This window comes from Streptomyces sp. 4N509B (genome assembly GCF_052245655.1).
In the GTDB taxonomy this organism is placed as follows: domain Bacteria; phylum Actinomycetota; class Actinomycetes; order Streptomycetales; family Streptomycetaceae; genus Streptomyces.
On record NZ_JBQQBZ010000011.1, the window covers coordinates 1 to 20,781 of the forward strand.

General features: G+C 74.8%; 15 protein-coding genes. 12 read left to right on the forward strand and 3 right to left on the reverse strand.

What is annotated here, in order from left to right; translation table 11 throughout:
• Nucleotides 1–253: 253 nt before the first annotated feature.
• Nucleotides 254–1,432, forward strand: a complete 1,179-nt coding sequence (locus ACTWP5_RS13120) for a glycosyltransferase family 4 protein (RefSeq protein ID WP_443221068.1) — start codon at nucleotides 254–256, stop codon at nucleotides 1,430–1,432.
• Between the two features lie 64 nt (nucleotides 1,433–1,496).
• Here the strand turns inward: ACTWP5_RS13120 and ACTWP5_RS13125 are convergent, their stop codons facing one another.
• Nucleotides 1,497–2,480, reverse strand: a complete 984-nt coding sequence (locus ACTWP5_RS13125; RefSeq protein ID WP_443221069.1) for an LLM class flavin-dependent oxidoreductase — start codon at nucleotides 2,478–2,480, stop codon at nucleotides 1,497–1,499.
• 180 nt (nucleotides 2,481–2,660) lie between these two features.
• On the opposite strand from ACTWP5_RS13125, the gene ACTWP5_RS13130 reads away from it, so the two are divergent.
• Complete coding sequence (locus tag ACTWP5_RS13130; RefSeq protein WP_443221070.1) at nucleotides 2,661–3,443, forward strand: FkbM family methyltransferase; 783 nt, start codon at nucleotides 2,661–2,663, stop codon at nucleotides 3,441–3,443.
• Nucleotides 3,440–4,393 carry a glycosyltransferase family 2 protein gene (locus ACTWP5_RS13135; protein ID WP_443221071.1) on the forward strand — a complete coding sequence of 318 codons (954 nt, stop codon included), beginning with the start codon at nucleotides 3,440–3,442 and terminating at the stop codon, nucleotides 4,391–4,393. Before ACTWP5_RS13130 ends, ACTWP5_RS13135 begins: the two co-directional genes overlap by 4 nt.
• A gap of 37 nt (nucleotides 4,394–4,430) precedes the next feature.
• On the opposite strand, the gene ACTWP5_RS13140 is transcribed toward ACTWP5_RS13135, so the two are convergent.
• A complete protein-coding gene (locus tag ACTWP5_RS13140; RefSeq protein WP_443221072.1) occupies nucleotides 4,431–5,318 on the reverse strand; it encodes a fructosamine kinase family protein in 888 nt (295 codons plus the stop codon).
• Between the two features lie 360 nt (nucleotides 5,319–5,678).
• Here ACTWP5_RS13140 and ACTWP5_RS13145 point away from each other — a divergent pair, with 360 nt between their 5' ends.
• The 9 genes from ACTWP5_RS13145 (at nucleotide 5,679) to fdhD (ending at nucleotide 19,838) form a co-directional block, all read left to right on the forward strand.
• The gene (locus tag ACTWP5_RS13145) at nucleotides 5,679–6,755 is read left to right on the forward strand and encodes a hypothetical protein (protein WP_443221073.1); all 1,077 of its coding nucleotides are present in this window, start codon (nucleotides 5,679–5,681) and stop codon (nucleotides 6,753–6,755) included.
• A 702-nt stretch (nucleotides 6,756–7,457) separates the two neighbouring features.
• Nucleotides 7,458–8,837: a hypothetical protein gene (locus ACTWP5_RS13150; RefSeq protein ID WP_443221074.1), complete on the forward strand. Its 1,380-nt coding sequence runs from the start codon at nucleotides 7,458–7,460 to the stop codon at nucleotides 8,835–8,837.
• A 168-nt stretch (nucleotides 8,838–9,005) separates the two neighbouring features.
• Complete coding sequence (htpG, locus tag ACTWP5_RS13155; protein ID WP_443221075.1) at nucleotides 9,006–10,982, forward strand: molecular chaperone HtpG; 1,977 nt, start codon at nucleotides 9,006–9,008, stop codon at nucleotides 10,980–10,982.
• 511 nt (nucleotides 10,983–11,493) lie between these two features.
• Nucleotides 11,494–13,818, forward strand: a complete 2,325-nt coding sequence (locus ACTWP5_RS13160; protein WP_443221076.1) for a hypothetical protein — start codon at nucleotides 11,494–11,496, stop codon at nucleotides 13,816–13,818.
• Nucleotides 13,819–13,929: 111 nt separating this feature from the next.
• On the forward strand, nucleotides 13,930–15,762 hold the full coding sequence (pelF, locus tag ACTWP5_RS13165; RefSeq protein WP_443221077.1) for a GT4 family glycosyltransferase PelF: 1,833 nt from the start codon (nucleotides 13,930–13,932) through the stop codon (nucleotides 15,760–15,762).
• Nucleotides 15,759–17,168, forward strand: a complete 1,410-nt coding sequence (locus tag ACTWP5_RS13170; RefSeq protein ID WP_443221078.1) for a hypothetical protein — start codon at nucleotides 15,759–15,761, stop codon at nucleotides 17,166–17,168. Before pelF ends, ACTWP5_RS13170 begins: the two co-directional genes overlap by 4 nt.
• Before the next feature lie 132 nt (nucleotides 17,169–17,300).
• The gene (locus tag ACTWP5_RS13175; RefSeq protein WP_443221079.1) at nucleotides 17,301–18,041 is read left to right on the forward strand and encodes a spherulation-specific family 4 protein; all 741 of its coding nucleotides are present in this window, start codon (nucleotides 17,301–17,303) and stop codon (nucleotides 18,039–18,041) included.
• On the forward strand, nucleotides 18,038–18,889 hold the full coding sequence (locus ACTWP5_RS13180; RefSeq protein ID WP_443221080.1) for an endo alpha-1,4 polygalactosaminidase: 852 nt from the start codon (nucleotides 18,038–18,040) through the stop codon (nucleotides 18,887–18,889). The genes ACTWP5_RS13175 and ACTWP5_RS13180 overlap by 4 nt, the downstream gene beginning before the upstream one ends.
• A 115-nt stretch (nucleotides 18,890–19,004) precedes the next feature.
• Nucleotides 19,005–19,838 (forward strand): formate dehydrogenase accessory sulfurtransferase FdhD, encoded by an 834-nt coding sequence (gene fdhD, locus ACTWP5_RS13185; RefSeq protein WP_443221081.1) that lies wholly within the window; start codon nucleotides 19,005–19,007, stop codon nucleotides 19,836–19,838.
• 144 nt (nucleotides 19,839–19,982) lie between these two features.
• Here fdhD and ACTWP5_RS13190 read toward each other — a convergent pair whose 3' ends face one another.
• Nucleotides 19,983–20,774: a class I SAM-dependent methyltransferase gene (locus ACTWP5_RS13190; protein WP_443221082.1), complete on the reverse strand. Its 792-nt coding sequence runs from the start codon at nucleotides 20,772–20,774 to the stop codon at nucleotides 19,983–19,985.
• Between the last annotated feature and the right edge of the window lie 7 nt (nucleotides 20,775–20,781).

Consider the following 20,781-nt stretch of genomic DNA (forward strand, 5'->3'; position numbering starts at 1 on the left):
GTGTGCGGTGGGTGCGGACGCGTCGTGGGGGAGGGGCCGCGAGGAGCCTCGCGGGACCCGCGGCGGCTCCCGCGGTTCGTTACGATCCGTCGGCGCACGTGCGGCCGTCAAATTCCCGACCGCGCGCCGACGCGTCGCCGCGGCGGCCCCCGGGGTGCGCCATGTGACCGTTTCATGACAGAAACGGCCCGCCGACCGTAGCCTTTCCGGACCGGTACGAGCACGGCCCGACGACGGCGTGGACGGAGGCGGCATGCGGGTGATTCTGATGGCGTCGAGCTTCCACCCGACGACCGGCGGGGCGGAGACCTACGCCCACGTGGTGGCCGAGGGACTGGCCGCCCGCGGCCACCACGTGACGGTGGTGACCGACGCCCCCCGCGACGCGGCCGACGGCCGCCCCGTCCCCGGCGACCCGCGCGGGGTGACGGTCCGACGGCTCTTCCGGTACCGGGAGCTGCTGGCCGACCCCAGCAAGGTCCTCTGGGAGCAGGCGGCCTTCTCCCTGATGCCGGAGCTGGCCGCGTGCGTCGAGGAGGCGGCGCCCGACCTGGTCCTCACCAACTCCCTCGACGCCGCCCTGGCGGGGAAGACCATCTCCGTCGAGCGCGACATCCCCTGGGTGGCGACGTTCCACGAGCACGCCCCGGAGTCCGAGGCGCTGGGCAGCGCCCGCCTGCGGGTGGCGCACGGCGTGCTGCGCCCCACGCTCGTCCTGGCCTGCTCGGAGAACTACGCCGAACGCGCCCGCCGGCACGGCTCGGCCGAGGTCACGCGCCTCATCCCGCACGGCGTGGACGTCACCGCCTTCCGACCCGACCGGGACGCCACCGCCCTGCGGCGCCACCACGGCTACGCCGACTCCGACGTGGTGGTCGTCTGCGCCGCGCAGCTCAAGCCCCGCAAGGGCATCAGGGAGCTGGTCGAGGCGTTCGCCCCCGTGCACCGGCGGCATCCCGGCACGCGCCTGCTCGTCGTCGGGGCCGTCAGCTCCTCCTCGGGCGACTATCCGCGGCGGCTGCGGGAGGACATCGACCGCCTCGGCCTGACGGAGGTGGTGCGCGTCGACACCGGCGTCACCTTCGACCGGATGCCGGACGTGCTGGCGCTCGCCGACGTCGTGGCCCAGCCGAGTTCGGGCGAGGGCCTGAGCCTCGCCATGCTGGAGGCGATGAGCGCCGGGCGGCCGCTGCTGACCGTCGACTTCCCCGGCGTCGAAGAGCTCGTCCGCGAGCCGGACGTCGCCGTCCTGGTGCCCTCGCCCGAGCCCGCGCACCTGACCCGGGCGCTGCTCGGGCTCGTCGCCGACGCGACGGAACGCGCCCGGCTCGGCCGGCGGGCGCGGGAGCTCGTGCTGGCCCGCTTCACGCGGGAGCGGATGATCGACGAGACGGAGAGGGCCCTCCTCGGCGTCCTGCCCTCGGCCCGGTGACGCGGCGCCCCACGCGGCCACGGTGCGGCCCGACGCGCAACGGCCCGACGCGGCCGCTTCCGCCTCACCCCCGCAGCCCCAACGCCCCACCCAGTCGCTCGATCGCCACGAGCCCGTCCGGCGAGGCCACCTGAAGCGCCAGCACGTCCGGCTCGACCTCCTCGACGACGCGGCGACACAGCTCGGCGACCCGCCCGGGGTCGTCGTACCGCGGGAAGCGGGCCAGGACCTCCTCCCGGCCCAACGCCTCGGCGTCCCGCCGCAGCCGCGCCGGGTCGCTCTCCACCAGCCGCCGTGGCGTGCGCATGCCCCGCCAGGGGCGCAGCGCGGCGAACGCCTCCTCCTCGTCGCGGGCGAACACCAGGAAGCACGTGAGGATCACCCGTGGCGACGGCCGGCCCGCCGCCCGCGCCGCGGCCCTGGCCACGTCCACCACCTCCCGACGGGTGCGGGCCGGGTCCTTCACCGAGGTGATCACGCCGTCGGCCAGCCGGCCGGCCACCGCCGCCGAGCGGGGCCCGGAGGCCGCGAGGTGGATCGGCACCGGAGCCGGCGGCGGACTGTGGAGCCGCATCGCGGACACCGGGTAGAACCCGTCGTGCCCCTCGACGCCCTCGCCCCGCAGCAGCGGGCCCATGACGTCCAGGGCCTCGGCCATGCGCGCCATCCGCTCCCGGTACGGCGGCAACGGGCCCACCAGCGGCGCCTCGTTGATCGCCTGTCCCATCCCGACGCCCAGCTCGAACCGGCCGCCCGCCAGGCGCGAGACCGTCGCCGCCGCCTGCGCCACCAGCACCGGATGCATGCGGAAGAGGGGGCAGACGGCGGCCGACATCACCGTCGCGGTCCTGGTGGCCGTGGCCAGCGCCCCCAACGTCGCCCAGCCGAAGCCGGCGGCTCCCCCCTCGTCGACCCACGGCTGGAGGTGGTCGGAGACGAGCAACGCCTCGAAGCCGGCCGCCTCGGCGGCGCGGCCCTGTTCCACCAGCCGCTCGGGCTGCCACTCCTCGTGTGCCAGGAACCAGCCGATGCGTGTGGCCGACCCCATCGGGCCCTCCCTCCCACGGCGGACGGACGCCGAGAAGGCAGTGTTCCCCATCCGGACCTCCCCGCACAGGGCGCGCCCTGACGGCCCGGCGCCCCGGCCGGGGGCGGCCAGGCCCTTCGTTGACACCGCCCGTGGGCGCCCCGACACTCACACCGGAGCAGACCAGGACGGAGGGTAGGGGTGACGTTACCGACGCTGACCACCTTCGCGAACGGCCTTCGGCTGTACGCCCAGAGTCCCCACGAGGCGCGGTTCCAGTACCGCGAGATCTTCGAGCACGGCTGCTACGAGGGGATGCCGCTGCCCCCGCGCGCGCTCGTCGTCGACGTCGGCGCCAACATCGGCATGTTCACGCTCTACACCAAGGCCCGCCACCCCGACGCCCGCGTCCTCGCCTTCGAGCCGGTCACCGAGTCCCGGCGCGTCCTGGAGCGGAACGTCGCCCTGCACCGGCTGACCGACGTCCGGGTGGAGGGGTGCGGCCTCGGCCGCGTCGCCGAGGAGGCCGTCACCTTCACCTACTACCCCCGGCTGCCGGGGAACTCCACGCGCTACCCGGACCAGAAGGGCCTCCAGATCGCGGTCCTCGCCAGGAGGTACCCCGACGAGGACATCGAGGAGCAGCACCGCGGCACGCCGGTCACCGCCCCCGTCGACCGCCTCTCCCGGCGGCTGCCCCGCGAGGGCCGCGTCGACCTGCTGAAGATCGACGTCGAGGGGGCCGAGATGGACGTGATGCGCGGCCTCGACGCGGCGGACTGGGCGCGCGTCGACCGCGTCGTGGCCGAGGTGCAGGACCTCGACGGACGCCTGGCCGCCGTCACCGGGCTGCTGCGCGAGGTGGGGCTCGACCCCGTCTGGGAGCCGAGCCCGCTGGTGGAGAGGGAGATCAGGACCTTCCTCGTCACCGCCCGGCGCGGCGGGCCCCACGGGAGCGAGCGCGAGGGGCGGGCCACGGCGTGACGGTCCGCTTCGTCTCCGTCGTCGGCGGCGACACCACCCTGCTGCCCTACGCCCTCGCCCACTACCGCCGGCTCGGCGTCGACCGCTTCCATGTCGTCCGGCACGTCGAGCGCCGCGACGACCCCTCGCTGCCGCGCTCGAGGGAGGTGATGCGGCGGGCCGGGCTGGAGTTCGTCCGCCTCTGCGTCAGCCCCTGGCACGAGGACCTCAACGCGGCGCTGATCCGCGAGGTCATGGCCGCCCACCCCGACGACTGGTGGGTCGTCGCCGACCTCGACGAGTTCCACGTCTACGACCGCCCGCTGCGCGAGGTCGTCGCCCACTGCGAACGGCGCGGCCACGACCACGTCGAGGGCGCCATCCTCGACCGCGTCGCCGCCGACGGGCGCCTGACGGGCCCCGCACCCCACGGCGGCCCCGTCCCGCTGCACCGCCAGTACCCGCTGGCCGGCCTGCTGACCACGCGCCTGCTGAACGCCCGCGCCACCAAGGTGACGCTCGCCCGCGGCACCGTCGAACTCGACCTCGGCCAGCACGTCGCGTGGAACGGCAGCCCGGCACCCGTCGCCGAACTCCACGCCCAGGTCCACCACTTCAAGTGGACGGCGTCCGTGCGGCGACGCCTGGCCCGACGGGTGAGCGCCTACGAGTCCGGCGAGTGGCGGCTGCTGCACCGCTCCGTGCCCGGCGAGTCCCGGGCCGTCCTCACCCACCTGGAGCGGCACGGCGGCCGGATCGACACCGCCGACCCGGCCCTCGGCCTCCTGCCCTGTTCGATGGAGTACGCCGACTACCCCGGGTGGAGGCGCCTGGCGGCCGAACTCAGCCGCCACTTCGCGTCCGTGGACGCGCCCCGCCGCGCCGCGCGCCAGGCCCGTCTCGCCGCGACGGCCCCGGGCGGCGGCCCTGCCACGGCACCGACCGACGACGGCGGCGAACGCGCGCCGTGACGCCCCGGCGGGGCTCACCGCGCCGGGACCACACCGCTCACACCGCCCCGCCGACGGCGCGTCGGAACGGGGCGATCACCTTCCGCACGGCGTCGGCCGCGCCCCAGTCGTCGTCATCGTGGGCGATGACGCTGAGCAGCTCCCGGAGGTGGAGCAGGGGCATGCGCTCCTGCCAGCCGTCCTCCAGCGGGGCGAGGTCCTGGTACACGGCGAAGAACCGGTCGGCGGCGGGCGGGCGCGGTGAGCACCACAGCATGCTGAGGTCGACCTCCGGCCAGGTGTAGGAGACGGCGGGGTCGATCAGCACGGGGGCGCCCGACTCGTCGGCGACGACGTTCTCGCTCCACAGGTCCCCGTGGGTCAGGGACGGCGGCCGGGCGGGCACCAGCTCGGGGAGCGCCGCGCACAGCCGCTCCAACGCCCGGCGCTCCTCGCCGTCGAACGCCGCCTCGACCAGCGGCTCGCGCAGCCACCGCAGGATCCGCCGCTCGGCGAAGAAGGCGTGGCCGTCGGTGTCCCAGGTGTTCTCCTGCCGCATGCGGCCGAGCCAGCCCTCGCGGTGCCATCCGAACCGGTCGGAGACGGTCGAGGTGTGCAGGCGGGCGAGCAGGTGGGCCAGGCCCTCCCAGTACCGCTCGTCGTCGACGCGGGGGCGCATGGCCTCCAGCACCAGCACGTTGCGCGTGGCCCGCAGGACGCCCGGGGTGGCGGCGCCGCCGCGCTCGCGCAGTGCGACGAGTCCGGCCGCCTCGACCTCGAAGAGGTCGGAGTCCGGACCGAGCAGGGTCTTGGCGAACACCTGGCTGTCGTCGTCGAGCGTGGCCAGGCCCGCGACGGCGACCACGCCGCCGGCGGTCCGCGTCACCGACCGGGCCGGGAACCCGGCCTCGCGCAGCCGCTCCATGAGAATCCCAGTTTCACGCACGCGGTCATCTAAGCACGGTGCCTGAGGCGGGGTCACCCGCCGCATTCCCGCCACCGGATTCCCCGGCTTCTTGCTCCCGCACAGCCGCTGGGGCATCCTCATCTGTGGCCGCATGTCCGGATCGCCGCCGTGCCCTCCCGTCGATTGCCCGCAGCCCCAGCCGGCCGCGGGATCATCCGAAACACCGAACCGGCATTTCCCAACCCCGCGCGCACGGCGCCTTCCCGCCCTTCGCGTGACGCGCCGCGCGATGGGCTTGGGGCACCAAAGGGAGAAGACATTTTGGGGTCGGTAAAGAGCCTTCGCACATCCTCTTCCTCCTCTTCCTCTCACGACGGCCCGTCCCCGGACAACGCGACCGTGGCCCGGGTGAGCCCGGCCGGCGGCGGGGAGCAGGGGGCCCTCCCACGGGAGCGGCTCGTGCCCCTCGCCTCGCTGAGACCGGCCGTCTGGCCACGGCAGGAGGGCGTCGACCCCGCCCACGTCGGCCTCCTGCTGGAGGCGTACGAGGAGCTGCCGGCGATCGCGGTGCAGCGTGGCTCGATGCGGATCATCGACGGCGTGCACCGCGTGGAGGCCGCGCGCCTGCGGGGCGAGGCGGTCATCAGGGCCAGGGTGTACGACGACTCGAACATCGAGGCCGTCCTCCGCTCGGTGGCGGCCAACGCCGCGCACGGCCTGCCGCTGTCGCTGGCCGACCGCAAGGCGGCGGCGGCACGGGTGCTGCGGGCCCATCCGGACTGGTCGGACCGGGTGGTGGGCAGGGCGGTCGGGCTGTCGGGCAGCACCATCGGCCGGCTGCGGCGCACCGCCGCGCCCGGCGAGGCCCCGGGCGAGGTCGTCGGCCGGGTCGGCCGCCTCGGCCTCGACGGCCGGGTCAGGCCCATCAGCAGCGCCGTCGGCCGGCGGATCGCCGCCCGCCTGCTGACGGAGCGGCCGAACGCGACGCTGCGGGAGGTCGCCAGGGCGGCCGGCATCTCCCCCGGGACCGTCAGGGACGTGCGGGACCGGCTGCGGCGTGGCCTCGACCCGCTGCCCGACAGCCTGCTCGCGACCGTCGCGACGCCCTGGCCGGCGGGCCCGGCCGAGGGGCGGGAGGCCGTCGAGCCGTCGGTCATGGTGCGGCTGGCCGACTTCCGCGCCCTGCTGGGCAGCCTGGGACGGGACCCCTCGATCCGGTACCGCGAGCCGGGCCGCCGCCTGCTGCGGCTGCTGCACACGCAGCCCGTGACGGGCGACGAGGAGGAGGTCGTCACCGCGTTACCCGAGCACGCGCTGTCGACGGTGGTGCGGCTGGCGCGGCAGAGCGCCCGCGCCTGGGACCGGTTCGCCGACCTGGCGGAGGAGGCCATGCGCAGGTGCGCGGGCGGGAGCGGGTCCCCGGGCGAGGAACGGGGCAGGGGGCGCGAGGAGCGGCAGGTGGTCGCCGGCCGCTGAGCTCCGGCCCTCCGGGCCCGCCCTGCCGGAACGCTGTCGCGCGGACGCGCCGCACTTCCGTTTCTCGTCGCGCGGAGAAGGCCCGCCCGGGTGGGCGGGCCCTTATCGGCGATCCGGCCGCGTGAAATCGGTGGGGTCCTCTCGCGGAGAAGGCCGGGTTTTTCGATATCGGGGGAATTCGACGGTCGCGTCGACGCCGCGCGTTTGCACGTTGCCCCCGGAATTGTTCGTCACGGTCCGTGAAGCCGGACGCGCCGAGCGCGGACGGGCGCACGGAAACGGGAGGGCACGGGAGGGACCGGACTGACGCGTGGGACCGCGTCGACCGTTCCGTCACCCTCCTCGGGCTTCTCGCCCGCGCCCCGGGGTGGGGGACCGTCAGGGTGTCGTGGCCACCCTCAAGCTGACGGAACGTGCGCGTACGGCGACGGCAGGTGCGGTCACCGTCCCCGTCCGAAACGGTTCCGCAGCCTGTCGGTCGTGTGTGACGAGAGGCTAGAAAGGGCTTGTGCGTAGAACTGGCGTTCAGATACGGTGCAGGCGCACCAATGTATCGGGGCCAGGGTCGAGGCCCGGGGGCTGCTTCGATGCCATGTGGCCTCGTCGTCTTCCGACCACCTTCAGTGCGAATTTGGCATGTCCATGACATCTGTCAGGGCGTCAGGGCGTGCCGTCCCGCGCACTCCTACTGGAGGACCCCGAATGCAGTCACACCGTTTCAAGCCCCGACTGTGGGTGGCCGCGGCCTTCCTGGCGATCGCCAGTCTCGCGGGCACCACCCTCTCCGCACACGCCGGCACCGCCGGCTCCGACAGCCCGGAGGCCGGGCTCCTGCAGCAGAACCCCCAGTGGGGGCAGGCGCTGCCGCCGGCCGACGCGCCCACCAGCATGGCGTACGACCTGATCGTCGAGAACAACGACAAGGGGTACACGCCGCGAGCCGGCGAGTGCTCCAAGGAGATCCACGCGCGCTACTGGACGTACGGGCCCGACGGCAAGGTCTACCCGACCTGGCACCCCACCAGGGACGCCAGCGGATGCACCTTCGGCCACGAGCACGGCGACGACCCGCGCACCTCCGAACTGTTCTCGACCGACGGGTGGCCCGCCTTCGGCTACACCGCCGAGGTGCTGATGGAGTCGACCTCGGAGAGCAGTCACCGCCACGAGGACCACGTTGGACACAAGGTCCTCGCGGTCAACAACCAGAACGTGATCCAGGGGGACAACGGCACCAGCTTCTTCCCCCCGCAGGGCTCCACCGTCGCGACGTGCGACACCCTGCTCAAGTTCCACCAGGGCACGCACTCCACGGACGCGTTCACCAACAACGTCCACGAGTTGATCTTCCACCAGCGGTGCGGTCAGAACAACGGGCAGACCGCTGAGGCGAGGTTCACCGGGATGATCCCGAACGGACGTCCGGGCGGCTTCGGCGCCACCGACTGCCCAGGACCGTTCGGCTCGAAGTTCACCAACGTCGGCCCCGCCGTCCCGGCGGACTCGCCGTCGGACACCCGGACGCTCGGCCGCCTCATCACCGACGCCGCCTGCGTGCAGGCGATCCGCGACGGGCTCACGCACTTCGAGCCCATCACGGGCACGATGATCCCGTTCGACACGAACGACCTGCACGAGTTCTGGTTCTCGGACGTGTCGGTGAACGGCCAGGGAGTGAACTTCAACCTCCAGTCGCTGTGGTACGTCCTCAACCCGAGCCGCTACTACGACGCGAGCCAGCCGAACCGCCTGGCCCGCCAGGTCGACCTCTGCTACCAGGGCATCCGTGGTCAGTACTGCGACCAGGTCCGCCAGATCGAGCAGCAGACCGGCCAGCGGATCGCGTTCGACGACCCGCGCTCGCCCTTCAAGGGCACCCTGCGCGAGTACCGGCCGGGCATGATCACGCTCAGCTCGAACGGCCCGACCACCGTCTACACCGACGTGTACGGCCGTAACCCCTCGTCGACACCGTTCGAGGGCTCCATCGAGCAGTACTTCTCCGGCAGCACCTCCACACCGCTGTACGTGCGGGGTGCCACCAGGGACTACAACCGTGACAACGTCCACTCGCCGAACTAGCGCCACCCGCACCACCTGAAGGGGCCCGCGGCGGGCCACGTCCCCGCCGCGGGTCCTCACCCGTGCCGCGCACGCCCCCCTCACCCCCGGCACGCGGGCGGGCGGCGCCCATATCATGATCGGCGCACCCTGTCCGAGCCCGAGGAAAGACGAGGGAATCCGACGACCATGTCGACCGAGACGTTCGAGTTCCAGGTGGAAGCCCGCCAACTCCTCCACATGGTGATCCACTCGATCTACTCCAACAAGGACGTGTTCCTGCGCGAGCTCGTCTCCAACGCCTCCGACGCGCTGGACAAGCTCCGCATCGAGGCGCTGCGCGACGACGCGTTGGACGTCGACGTGTCGGACCTCCACATCGCCCTGGAGACGGACCGCGAGGCCCGCACCCTGACGGTCAGGGACAACGGTGTCGGCATGTCGCGCGCGGACGTCGTGGAGCTCATCGGCACCATCGCGAAGTCCGGCACCGCCGAGTACCTGAAGCGCCTGCGGGAGGCGGGCAACGCGCCCGGCGAGGAGCTGATCGGCCAGTTCGGCATCGGCTTCTACTCCAGCTTCATGGTGGCCGACGAGGTCACCCTGCTCACCCGCCGTGCCGGCGAGGCCGTCGGCACGCGATGGACCTCCACCGGCGAGGGCACGTACACCCTGGAGACCGTCGAGTCCGCGCCGCAGGGCACCTCGGTGACGCTGCGGCTGAAGCCCGAGGACACCGAGGACCAGGTCTTCGACTACACCGAGCCCTGGAAGCTCCGGGAGATCGTCAAGCGGTACTCCGACTTCATCACCTGGCCCATCAGGCTGCTCCCCCAGACCACCGCCACGGCCGGCGCCGAGGAGGGAGCAGAGGACGGCGCCGACGCCGGCACCGAGGCCGGCGACGAGGCCGGCGCGGCGGAGAAGTCGGCCCCCGAGCCGGAGACGCTGAACTCCCGCAAGGCGCTGTGGGCCCGCCCGAGGAGCGAGGTCTCCGACGAGGAATACCACACCCTCTACCAGCACATCAGCCACGACTGGACCGCGCCGCTGGAGATCATCCCGCTGCGCGCCGAGGGCACCTTCGAGTACCAGGCGGTGCTCTTCCTGCCCGCCCGCGCGCCGCAGGACATCTTCACCCGCGGCGGCCGGCACGGACTCCAGCTCTACGTGAAGCGGGTCCTCATCATGGAGGACTGCGAGGCTCTGGTCCCGGAGTACCTGCGGTTCGTCCGCGGCGTCGTCGACGCGGCGGACCTGTCGCTCAACGTCTCCCGCGAGATCCTCCAGCAGGACCGCCAGATCGGGCTGATGCGCCGCCGGCTGACCAAGAAGGTGCTCGCCACCCTCAAGGAGATGCGAACCCGCGACGCCGAGCGCTACGCCACGTTCTGGCGGGAGTTCGGCGCGGTCGTCAAGGAGGGCCTGCTCAGCGACCAGGACAACCAGGACGCGATCCTCGCCGCCGCCACCTTCGCCACCACCCACGACCCCGAGAGGCCGACGACGCTCCAGGAGTACGTCGAGCGCATGGCCGAGGGGCAGCAGCACATCTACTACGTGACGGGCGAGTCCCGGGCCGCCGTGGAGAGCTCGCCGCACCTGGAGGCGTTCCGCGACAGGGGCCTTGAGGTGCTGGTCCTCACCGACCCGGTGGACGAGGTCTGGGTGGGCGCGGTCCACGAGTTCTCCGGCCACGAGCTGCGCTCGGTCGCCACGGGCGAGGCCGAACTCGGCGGCGACGAGGAGGAGAAGGAGAAGCGCCAGGCCGAACGGGAGCAGCGGCAGCAGGAGTACGCCGAGCTGCTGACGTGGCTCGGGCAGCGGCTGAGCGAGGAGGTCAAGGAGGTGCGGCTCTCCTCCCGCCTGACCGTCTCGCCCGCCTGCGTCGTCTCCGACGCCGGCGACATGCCCCCCGCGCTCCAGAACATCTACCGTGCCATGGGGCAGGAGGTGCCCGTCAGCAAGCGCGTCCTGGAGATCAACGCGTCCCACCCCCTCATCGAGGGGCTGCGCGCCGCCCACGCCGAGCGCGCCGACGACCCGGACGTCGCCGCCATGGCGGAGCTGATCCACGGCATGGCGCTGCTCGCCGAGGGCAGCCAGCCCGCCGACCCCGCCCGCTTCACGAAGCTCCTCGCCGAACGCCTGGAGCGCACGCTGTAGGCGCGGGGCGTCGCCCGTCCCCCGGGGGAGGGGAGAAACGAGGGCCGGCGGCCGGGGAGAGGACCCGGGCGCCGGCCCTCGGCCGTGCCGGGCGCCCGTCACCACACGGGCCACCGCCGGCAATGCGGCGTAACAATCCGGTCTGATGTCGGCCACCGCGCGCGTTCCCCGGCCCGGTGGCCGAGACATGCCACTGTCCGCGTGACCGGACGACCGCGGACCGTGCCCGTCCGCCGCGCACGCTGGGCCGCGCCGCGCTCACGGCGGGGTGGCGATCCGGTCACCGGAAGGTCGGACGGTGGCGGTCACCGACGAGTAACCCGCTCCGGGATGGCCGGAGCCGGCCGGTCGTCCTCGACGGCACGGCCCAACCGCCCCATCCTGTTGCTGGCTTTCCTCGTCGCCACAGTGTGCACATCTGTCGACATGTCGCTCCGGACAGCCAGCCGTCAGCCGGTCGAGCCGACCCCACCGGGCGCGGCCGTCGAACTGTCACCGTGGGAGTTGACCGATGATCAGAGCCAGGACGCCCCGCAGCCTCTCCCGGTTCCACCGCCGCCGCACACCGCGCCGCCACGCCAGATCCGCCGAGGCCGGCGCCGTGCATCCGCCGCCCCGACGGGGCCCCTCCGCCCCCCGCCGCACGGAGCGCCAGCCGACACCCCGTTGGCTGGCGTTCGTCATGATCACGGCCTGCCTGTCGGTGCTCGCGCTCCCCGCCGGCGGCGCCGGGGCCGGGTCGCTGGCAAGGCCGGCGCCCGACGACGTGCCCCGCGTCGACCTGCGCGTCCTCCTCCTCGACGACGGCAGCCCCGCCACGACGGCGATCCGTGCCGAACTCACCGACGACGGCACACCGTTCACGGCGGTGGACCTCACCGACCCCGACCGCCGACGGATCGACGCGGCCTTCCTCAGCGGCACCGACACCGCCACGGGCGGCCGGCCGTGGGCCCGCTTCCAGGGCGTCGTCGCTCCCAACGAGGCGCCCGCCGAGCTGACGGCCGCCGAGACCGAGGCGCTGGCCGACTACCGCGCCCGCTTCGACATCCCCCGGGTCAACGCCTACGTCTACCCCACCCCCGAGGTCGGTCTGAACTGGCCCTCCGAGCCCGGGTACGTCGGCACCCTCGACGGCATGACCGCCGAGGTGACAGCCGAGGGCGGTGGCGCGGCCGGCCCGTTCGGCTACCTGGAGGGACCCGTGCCGTTCGGCGACCTCGACCCGGACATCGCCGAGAGCTACGCGGCCCTGGCCGTGCCGCTGGCCGAGCTGCCGCCGGGCCACAGCTACACGAGCCTGCTCCAGGCCCCGATCCCCGGCACCGACGCCCACGGGTCCCTCGTCGGCGAGTACGTCCACGACGGCGGGCTGCGCGACCTGGTCGTCACCTTCGACTACAACGCCTACCAGCAGCAGTTCCACCTCCTGGCCCGCGGCATCGTCGACTGGCTCACCGACGGGGTGCGGCTCGGCCAGAGCCGGTACTACTTCTCCGTCCACATCGACGACGTGCTCGGCGGCGACAGCCGCTGGAGCGCCGAGCACGACTGCACCGCGGGCGACGCCGGCTGCCCCGCCACCCCCGCGCGGTACCCCCCGATCCGGATGACGGCCGACGACGCCCGGAACGCCGAGCAGTGGCAGCGGGACAACGGCCTCCACCTCGACATGGCCTACAACGCGGGGCTGGGCGAGGAGTGGCGGGAGGCCAACGGCGGCGTCGACCCGCTGGCCGAGGAGATGCTCGCCTCCCGCGAGAGCTTCCGCTGGCTCAACCACACCTACGGCCACCTCTTCCTCGGCTGCGTGCGGGACTACTCCGTCGACCCCTGGCGGTGTGCCACGAACCCGGACGGCTCGACCCGCTGGGTCGACCAGGACACCATCGCCCAGGAGATCCGGCGCAACCTCGACTGGGCCGCCGCCCACGACGTGACGGTGGACGCCACCGAGCTCGTCACGGGCGAGCACTCCGGACTCGCCCGCGCGCCCGAGCAGCCCGAGGACAACCCGAACCTCGCCCCGGCGCTCGCGGAGAACGGCGTGCGCTGGATCGCCAGCGACAACTCCCTGGAGACGGAGCAGCGCGCCGTCGGCGAGGCCCTGACGGTGCCGCGCCACCCGATGAACATCTTCTACAACACGGGCACCGAGGCCGAGCAGGTCGACCTCTACAACTGGATCTACACCAGGACCGAGGACGGCGGCAGCGGTGCCTGCGAGAGCGACGACTCCTGCCTCCCCGAGCCCCTGGACCCGGAGACCGGCTTCGAGGGGTACATCGTTCCGACGGAGTCCCGCATCGCGCTGGACCACGTGCTCGCGGGCGACCCGCGTCCGCACTACGTCCACCAGTCCAACCTCGCCGAGGACCGGCTGCTCTACCCGGTGCTCGACCGCCTCCTGGCCCGCTACGACGCGCTGTTCGGCGAGAGCGCGCCGCTGGTCAACCCGAGCCAGCGGGAGGCGGGCGAGGAGATGGCGCGGCGCGCGGCCTGGCGACGGGCGCTGGCCGAGGACCGGGTCACGGCCTACCGCATCGGCTCGGGCGTGACCGTGACCGTCGAGGCGGCCGACGGCGGCGAGGCCGCCGACGTGGCCGTGCCCGCCACCGTGCCCGCCGGCACCACCGTGCTCACCGGGGACGGCGAGAGCCGCGAGAGCGGCGGGGACGGCGGGACGGTTCCGTTCGCCGAGCCCTACGCCGGAGCCCGTGCCGGCTGGTCGGCGCCGGGCCGGACGCCGCACACCGACGGCGGGACGGCCGGTCTCCTCCTCACCCTTCCCTCCGCCCCTTCCGCTCCCTCCTCGCTCTCCGGCGCCCTGAGATAGCGCCCCGTCCCGGCACGGCCGCCGCGGTCCGGGGGCGGCCTGGCGGCCCGTGCCGGGACACGACCACGACGACCCGCGCCGTTGCACCCGTTCATCCCCTGGGGACCCACCATGAGCGCCCACCCACGCGAGCCCTCGCGTTCCGCCCCCGCCCCCACCACCGTCCTCTCCGCGCCCACGGGCCGCGGCGTCGCGATGCTGACCGAGGGCACCTACCCCCACATCCACGGCGGCGTCAGCACCTGGTGCGACCAACTGGTGCGCGGCATGCCCGACGTCGACTTCCAGGTGCTCTCGCTGACCGCGACCGGGCGGGAGCCCGTGGCGTGGGAGCTGCCGCCGAACATCCGCCGCCACACCGCCGTCCCGCTCTGGGGCGTCCCACCCGGGACCGCGCACCCGCCGCTGTGGGGCGTGGCGCGGCGGCGCTTCCTCGCCAGCTACGGGAGCTTCCTCGACGCGCTGCTCGACGCCGACGACCAGGCGCCCGACGGGCCCGCCCAGGAGCGGTTCGCCGCCGGCCTGTACGAGCTGGCCGTCCTCGCCCGCGAGGGGCGGCTGAGCGCGGCGCTGCGCACCGAGGCGGCGCTGCGTACCCTCACCGACAGGTGGGCGACGGGCCCGTCGCCCGCGACGCGGTCGCCCGCCGCCGCCAGCCCTCTGCTGGCCACGGCGCTCGCGCCGGCCGCCACCCCCGCGCTCGCCCGCGCCCTCGCGACGCGCGAGGCCACGGGCGGCGGCGCGGGGCGCGGCGCGGGCGGCGGGGAGGCCACGACCGCCGGCCTCACCAGCTTCCTCACGGACCCCCTCACGGACCCCCTCGCGGACCCCGTCGCCGACGCGGCCACACCACCCGGGGACGGCGGCGACCACGCGACGCGGCCGACCCTGCACGACGCCCTCACCGCCACCGACCTCCTCGAACACCACCTCCGCCCGCTCGCGGTCCGGATCCCCGACGGCCACATCGCCCACGCCGTGAGCGGCGGCCTCGCCGTGCTGCCGGCCCTCGTCGCCCAACGCCTCGACGGGACCCCGTTCCTCCTCACCGAGCACGGCGTGTACCTGCGCGAGCGCTACCTCAGCCACCGCGGCGCCTCCTTCGGCACCCCCGTCAAGCGGCTGCTCCTCGGCTTCCACCGGCGCCTGGCCGTCGAGGGCTACCGCCGGGCCCGCCTGGTCACCCCCTGCAACCAGTACAACCGCCGCTGGGAGGAGCGCGGCGGCGCCGACCCCGACCGGATCCGCACCGTCTACAACGGCGTCGACCCGCAGGCGTTCCCCGAGGCGGGCCCGGAACCCGCGACGTTGACCCTCGTGTGGGCCGGCCGCGTCGACCCCATCAAGGACCTGGAGACGCTGATCCGGGCCTACGCGCTGCTGCGCCCCGCGTTCCCGACCCTGCGCCTGCGGCTCTTCGGCGGCGTGCCCGCCGGCGGCGAGGAGTACCGGGACCGTTGCGCCAAGCTCGCCGCCACCCTCGGCGTGGCCGACGGGCTGACGTTCGAGGGCCGCGTCAGCCAGGTCAGCCGCGCCTACGCGGCCGGCAGCGTCGTGATGCTCTCCAGCATCAGCGAGGGCTTCCCCTACAGCCTGATCGAGGCCATGTCCTGCGGCCGCGCCACCGTCTCCACGGACGTCGGCGGCGTGAGGGAGGCGGCGGGCGACGCCGGCCTCGTGGTGCCGCCCCGCGACCCCGCGGCCATGGCGGAGGCCACGGCCGCGCTGCTGCGCGACCCCGGGCGGCGCGCCGCGCTGGGCGCCGCCGCCCGCCGGCGGGTGATCGACCAGTTCGCGCTGCGCAGCCTGATCGACAACTTCCTGGGCATCTACGACGAACTCGGCACGCCGCCCCGGCCGCCGCACGCGCCGGACCCGCCCGCAGCGTCGCCGCCCGGCGCCCGCCCCACGACGGCCGGCGCGCGGGAGGGGTGCCCGTCGTGAGCGACGCCGCCCCCGACGGCCACGAGAAGGAGCCCCTCACCGCGCTCTGCGAACGGCTTCACGACGACGTGGCCGCCGCCGTCCACCCCGACGAGGTCGCCGCGCTGCTGGAGGCAGAGGGCCTCAACGACGCCCGCGTCCGCGACCGTTACGGCTTCCCCGACGCCTTCGCCCTCGCCGAGGAGCTGTACCTCCGCGTCCCCAGGCGTCACCACCCGGCGCCGCCGCCGGACGCCGACACCGGCCTGGCGCCCGACCCGTTGCGCTGCGCGCTGCGCGGCCTGCTCTTCGCGCTCCCCGCCCTCGCGTACGTCATCGGCGGCCCCCTGCTGTCCTCCCCGGAGGGCGCGGGCGACGGGGGCCTGCCGGCGGGGGCGCCGGTGCTGCTGGTCAGCGCGCTGACCAGCTGGGCGTGGAACCAGGGCCTGTCCCACCGCGCCTACGTCTGGCTCGGTCTCGGCGACCGGGACGCCGCCGTCCGTGCCCTCGCCCTCGGCGGGGCCGCCGGCGCCGCGGCCTCCGCCACCGCCGCGAGCGCGACCGCCACCTTCGGGGAGCACGTCAGCGGAGCGGTGTGGCTGTTCGCGCTCGGGCAGGCGTGCTATCTCGCGGGCGCCACCGCGCTGCTGGTGCTCGGCCAGGAGTTCCCGCTGCTGCTCGCGCTGTCCCCGCTGGTCGCCGGGGGCGTGGCGCACCTCGCGTTCGCTCTGCCGACCCTCCTGCGGGCCACGCTGCTGCTCGCCTCGCTGACGGCCGTCGCCGCGCTCGCGGCGCGGCACCTGGCACGGGAGCGGGGCGAGAGCCGCCCGGCCGCCGCGGCCTCCCCGCCGCTCGCGGCCTCCGTGCCCTACGGCCTGCTGGGCCTCGGCACCGGCCTGCTGGTGACGTTGGCCATCCTCGCCGAGGTCATCGGGGACGGCGAGCGCGGCGCCGCGGCGACCTCCACCGCCCTCGGGCTGACGCTGAGCATGGGCCCGGCCGAGTGGCTGCTGGCCCGCTTTCGGGTCCGCGCCCGGCAGCGGCTGCGCCGCCACACCAGCATCGGCGCCTTCCGCACCGCCGTCGCGCTGGAGCTGGGGCTGGGCCTGGTCACGTACCTCGCGGCGCTCGCGGTGCTGGCCCTGGCCTGCGCGGCCCTCTGGTCCCAGGGCCCCGCGCCGCACGGGGCCCGCTTCGTGGTACTCCTGCTGCTGGGCGCCGTTCTCTGGGCGGTGCTGCTGTTGCAGTCCTTCGGACGGCCGCTGCCGGCGGCGACGGTCTGCGGCGCCGCGGCCGTCGTCCAGCTGCCGGGGCTGCTGCCCACGGCCTCCGTGGTCGTGGCCCAACTCGTGGTGTGCGCGGTCGCCGCGGCCGTGCTTCCGACGGCGGCGTGGCTGCACCTGAGCCGGGTCACGGCTCACCGGTGAGCACCACCCGGCACCCGGACCGGTCGGCCCGGCAGGCGGCATGACCGGCCCGTGCGGCAGGATCGGCCCGTGCGGCGGGGCCGGCCCGCACGGCGGGACCGGCGTGAGCGCCGAGACGACAGGGGGAGAGACATGACCCGCAGGACCCGCACCGCCCGGCCGCGGCCGGCCCGCGGCGCGCCCCGCGTGGCGGCCCGCGTCCGCCTGCTCGTGCCCCTCTACGAGCACCCCGCCACCCGCCCCGAGGCGTGGCGGCTGCTGCGACAGGCCGCGCCCGCGCTCCACGGCGTCGTGCTCAACCCCGCCAGCGGCGCGGGCCCGGCCCCCGACCCCGGATTCGCCGAGGCGGCCCACCGGCTGCGGGCCGCCGGCGTGCGGCTCTTCGGGTACGCCGACACCGCCTACGGGCGCCGCCCCGCCGCCGAGGTCGTCGCCGAACTCCGCCGCTACCGCCGCTGGTACGGCGTCGACGCGGCCTTCCTCGACCAGTCGCCGGCCAACCGCCGCGCGCTCCCCGGCTTCGCCCGGCTCGCCCGCGCCGCCCGCCGGCGGGCCGGCATGCGCACGCTCGCCCTCAACCCCGGCTGCCACCCCCACCCCGGCTTCGCGCGCGTGGCCGAACTGCTCGTCACCTTCGAGGGGCCCTGGGACGGCTACCGGGCCGCCGCGCCGCCGCCGCTGTGGGCGCGCCGCATGCCGCCGGGCCGCCTGTGCCACCTGGTCTACGCGGTGCCCCCAGGGGAGGGGGCCGCCGCCCTGGCCCTGGCCGCCCGCCGTGGCGCCGCCGTCTGCTGCGCGGTCCCCGGCACCCCACCCCACCCGTGGGACGCCCTGCCCGAGACCCTGGCGGCGACGAGCGGGGTGACGGCATGACGGCGACGCCCTCCCCGCGCCGGCGCCTCACGGCCCGCCGCCTCGCGCCGCTCCTCGCGCTCGCGGCGCTGCTGGCCTGGGGAGCGGTGATCGCCGACGGCGCCGCGGACGGCGACGCGCCGCCCGAGCCGCCGGGTCCCACAGACGACCGGTGGCGCCCCGAACCCGGCCTCGCCTGGCACTGGCAGCTCACCGGCCGCCTCGACACCGGGGTCGACGTCCCGGTCTACGACATCGACGGCTTCGACCACGACGCCGACGTCGTGGCGCGGCTGCACGACCGCGGCGTCCGCGTCATCTGCTACGTCAACGTGGGCGCCTTCGAGGACTGGCGCCCCGACGCCGACGCCTTCCCCGAGGAGGTGCTCGGCCGGGGCAACGGCTGGGACGGCGAACGCTGGCTCGACATCCGCCGACGGGACACGCTCCGCCCGCTGATGGCCGCCCGCTTCGACATGTGCCGGGACAAGGGCTTCGACGCCGTCGAGCCGGACCTCGTGGACGGCTACGCCAACGACACCGGCTTCCCGTTGACCCCCGCCGACCAGCTCCGTTACAACCGCATGATCGCCGAACTGGCCCACGAGCGGGGGCTGGCCGTCGGCCTGAAGAACGACCTGGCGCAGATCCCGCAGCTCGTGGACGACTTCGACTTCGCCGTCAACGAGGAGTGCTTCGCCTACGACGAGTGCCACCTGCTGATCCCGTTCGTCGAGGCGGGCAAGGCCGTCTTCCACGTGGAGTACGACGTGCCGGCGGCGGAGTTCTGCGGCGAGGCCCGCCGGCTCGACCTCGGCTCCATGGCCAAGCGCCTCGACCTGGACGCCTGGCACGATCCGTGCTGGTGACCACCGGCCCCGCCCGACGGGCGGGGAGGAAACCTGAGACGCTTCGACGACGCTTCGACCCCCAGACCTCACCACCCCCAGACCCCACCACCCCACAGCGCTTAAGGAGCCACCGATGGGCCGAGTGACGGTGCGCCGCCCCGTGCTGCGCCTGCGCGAGGGGGCGGCGCAGCGCCGCCCCGACACCCTCGCCGCCGAGGAGCCGATGGAGATCCGGGTCGGCGGGCGCCCCCTCACCGTCACCATGCGCACCCCGGGCGACGACTTCGACCTGGCCGCCGGCTTCCTGGCGAGCGAGGGAGCGGTCCGCCACGCCGCCGACATCGCCGCGATCCGGTACTGCGCGGGGGCGTCCGCCGACGGCGGCAACACCTACAACGTCGTGGACGTCTCGCTGGCCCCCGGCGTCCCCGCCCCCGACGCCTCCCTGGAGCGCGCCTTCTACACCACCTCCTCCTGCGGGCTGTGCGGCAAGGCCAGCCTCGACGCGGTGCGCACCACGGTGACGTGGCCCGTCGCCGAGGACCCGCTGCGCCTGACCCCGGAGCTGCTGGCCGCCCTCCCCGAACGCCTCCGGGCGGCCCAGCGGGTCTTCGACGCCACCGGCGGGCTGCACGCGGCCGGGCTCTTCTCCTCGGCGGGCGAACTGCTGTGCCTGCGGGAGGACGTGGGGCGGCACAACGCGGTGGACAAGGTGGTCGGCCACGGCCTGCGCGCGGGGCTGCTGCCGTGGCGCGGCACGGTCCTCGTGGTCAGCGGGCGCGCCTCGTTCGAGCTGGTCCAGAAGACGGTGATGGCCGGCATCCCGGCGCTCGCCGCGGTGTCGGCGCCCTCCTCCCTCGCCGTCGACCTCGCCGAGGACAACGGCCTGACCCTCGTCGGCTTCCTCCGCGGCGCCTCCATGAACGTCTACGCCGGCACCCACCGCCTGACGGCCCTGACGGCATGACCGACCCGCGCCGTCGGACGGCCGCACCGCCTGACGGCCCTGACGGCATGACCGACCCGCGCCGTCGGACGGCCGCACGGCCTGACGGCCGCACGGCCCGGCCCGCTCCGCTCCGGACGGGGCCCTCGACGTCGGGCGCCCGCGTCAGGACCGCCCGGTCACGTCCGTGCCGGCCCGCGGGACCGCGCGGGCCACGGTCACGATCTCGGGACTGGCCGCCGTCAACGGCGACCGGTCGAAGTCGCCGTACCGCTCGACCACCTCAAGGCCCGCCTCGGCCAGGAAGGAGGTCACCGCGGCGGCGTCGAGGAAGCGCAGCGCGGAGCGGCTGCTGACCAGGCCCGGCCAGGCGGGCCCCGTCAGGCGGGTGACGGAGTGGACGACGTCGCCCGTCACGGGCGTCTCGGCGTGGATGGACAGCCGCACCAAGCCGGGCAGCCCGGTCGGGTCGGGCACGGACAGGGCGTACTCCGACTCCCAGTGCTCCCAGCCGCGCGCCGCCGGGTTGCGGGTCTCGAAGGCGAAGTGGCCGCCGTCGGCGAGGGCGGTGCGGACGGCGGCCAGCGCCGCCCGCAGCTCCTCGTCGGTGACGAGCTCCTGGAAGGCGTGGCCGGTCATGACGACGAGGTCGAACGGGTCGTCGAAGGAGACCGACCGCAGGTCGCCGAGGACCCACTCGACGTCCGTCCGCCGCCGCGCCCGCGTCAACATGCCCTCCGCCGGGTCGAGGCCGACGAGCCGCCCGGTGTGGCCCGCCGCGCGGGCGTCGTGGAGCAGCACGCCCGTGCCGCAGCCGACGTCCAGGACGGAGCGGGCGGCCATCACCCGGGGGAGGTAGAAGCGGAAGTCGTCCCGCTCCTTCGCGGGGAAGAAGGCGTCGTAGCACGCGGCGTAGTGGGGATCGGCGAACACGGAGCCTGACGAGTCGTTGGTCACCGGGCCA

Excerpts from the sequence above, each read along its gene's own strand:
- ACTWP5_RS13120 (WP_443221068.1), top strand. The coding sequence starts at position 254 with ATGCGGGTGATTCTGATGGCGTCGAGCTTCCACCCGACGACCGGCGGG.
- ACTWP5_RS13125 (WP_443221069.1), bottom strand. The coding sequence starts at position 2,480 with ATGGGGTCGGCCACACGCATCGGCTGGTTCCTGGCACACGAGGAGTGG.
- ACTWP5_RS13150 (WP_443221074.1), top strand. The coding sequence starts at position 7,458 with ATGCAGTCACACCGTTTCAAGCCCCGACTGTGGGTGGCCGCGGCCTTC.
- htpG (WP_443221075.1), top strand. The coding sequence starts at position 9,006 with ATGTCGACCGAGACGTTCGAGTTCCAGGTGGAAGCCCGCCAACTCCTC.
- ACTWP5_RS13160 (WP_443221076.1), top strand. The coding sequence starts at position 11,494 with ATGATCAGAGCCAGGACGCCCCGCAGCCTCTCCCGGTTCCACCGCCGC.
- pelF (WP_443221077.1), top strand. The coding sequence starts at position 13,930 with ATGAGCGCCCACCCACGCGAGCCCTCGCGTTCCGCCCCCGCCCCCACC.
- ACTWP5_RS13175 (WP_443221079.1), top strand. The coding sequence starts at position 17,301 with ATGACCCGCAGGACCCGCACCGCCCGGCCGCGGCCGGCCCGCGGCGCG.
- ACTWP5_RS13180 (WP_443221080.1), top strand. The coding sequence starts at position 18,038 with ATGACGGCGACGCCCTCCCCGCGCCGGCGCCTCACGGCCCGCCGCCTC.
- fdhD (WP_443221081.1), top strand. The coding sequence starts at position 19,005 with ATGGGCCGAGTGACGGTGCGCCGCCCCGTGCTGCGCCTGCGCGAGGGG.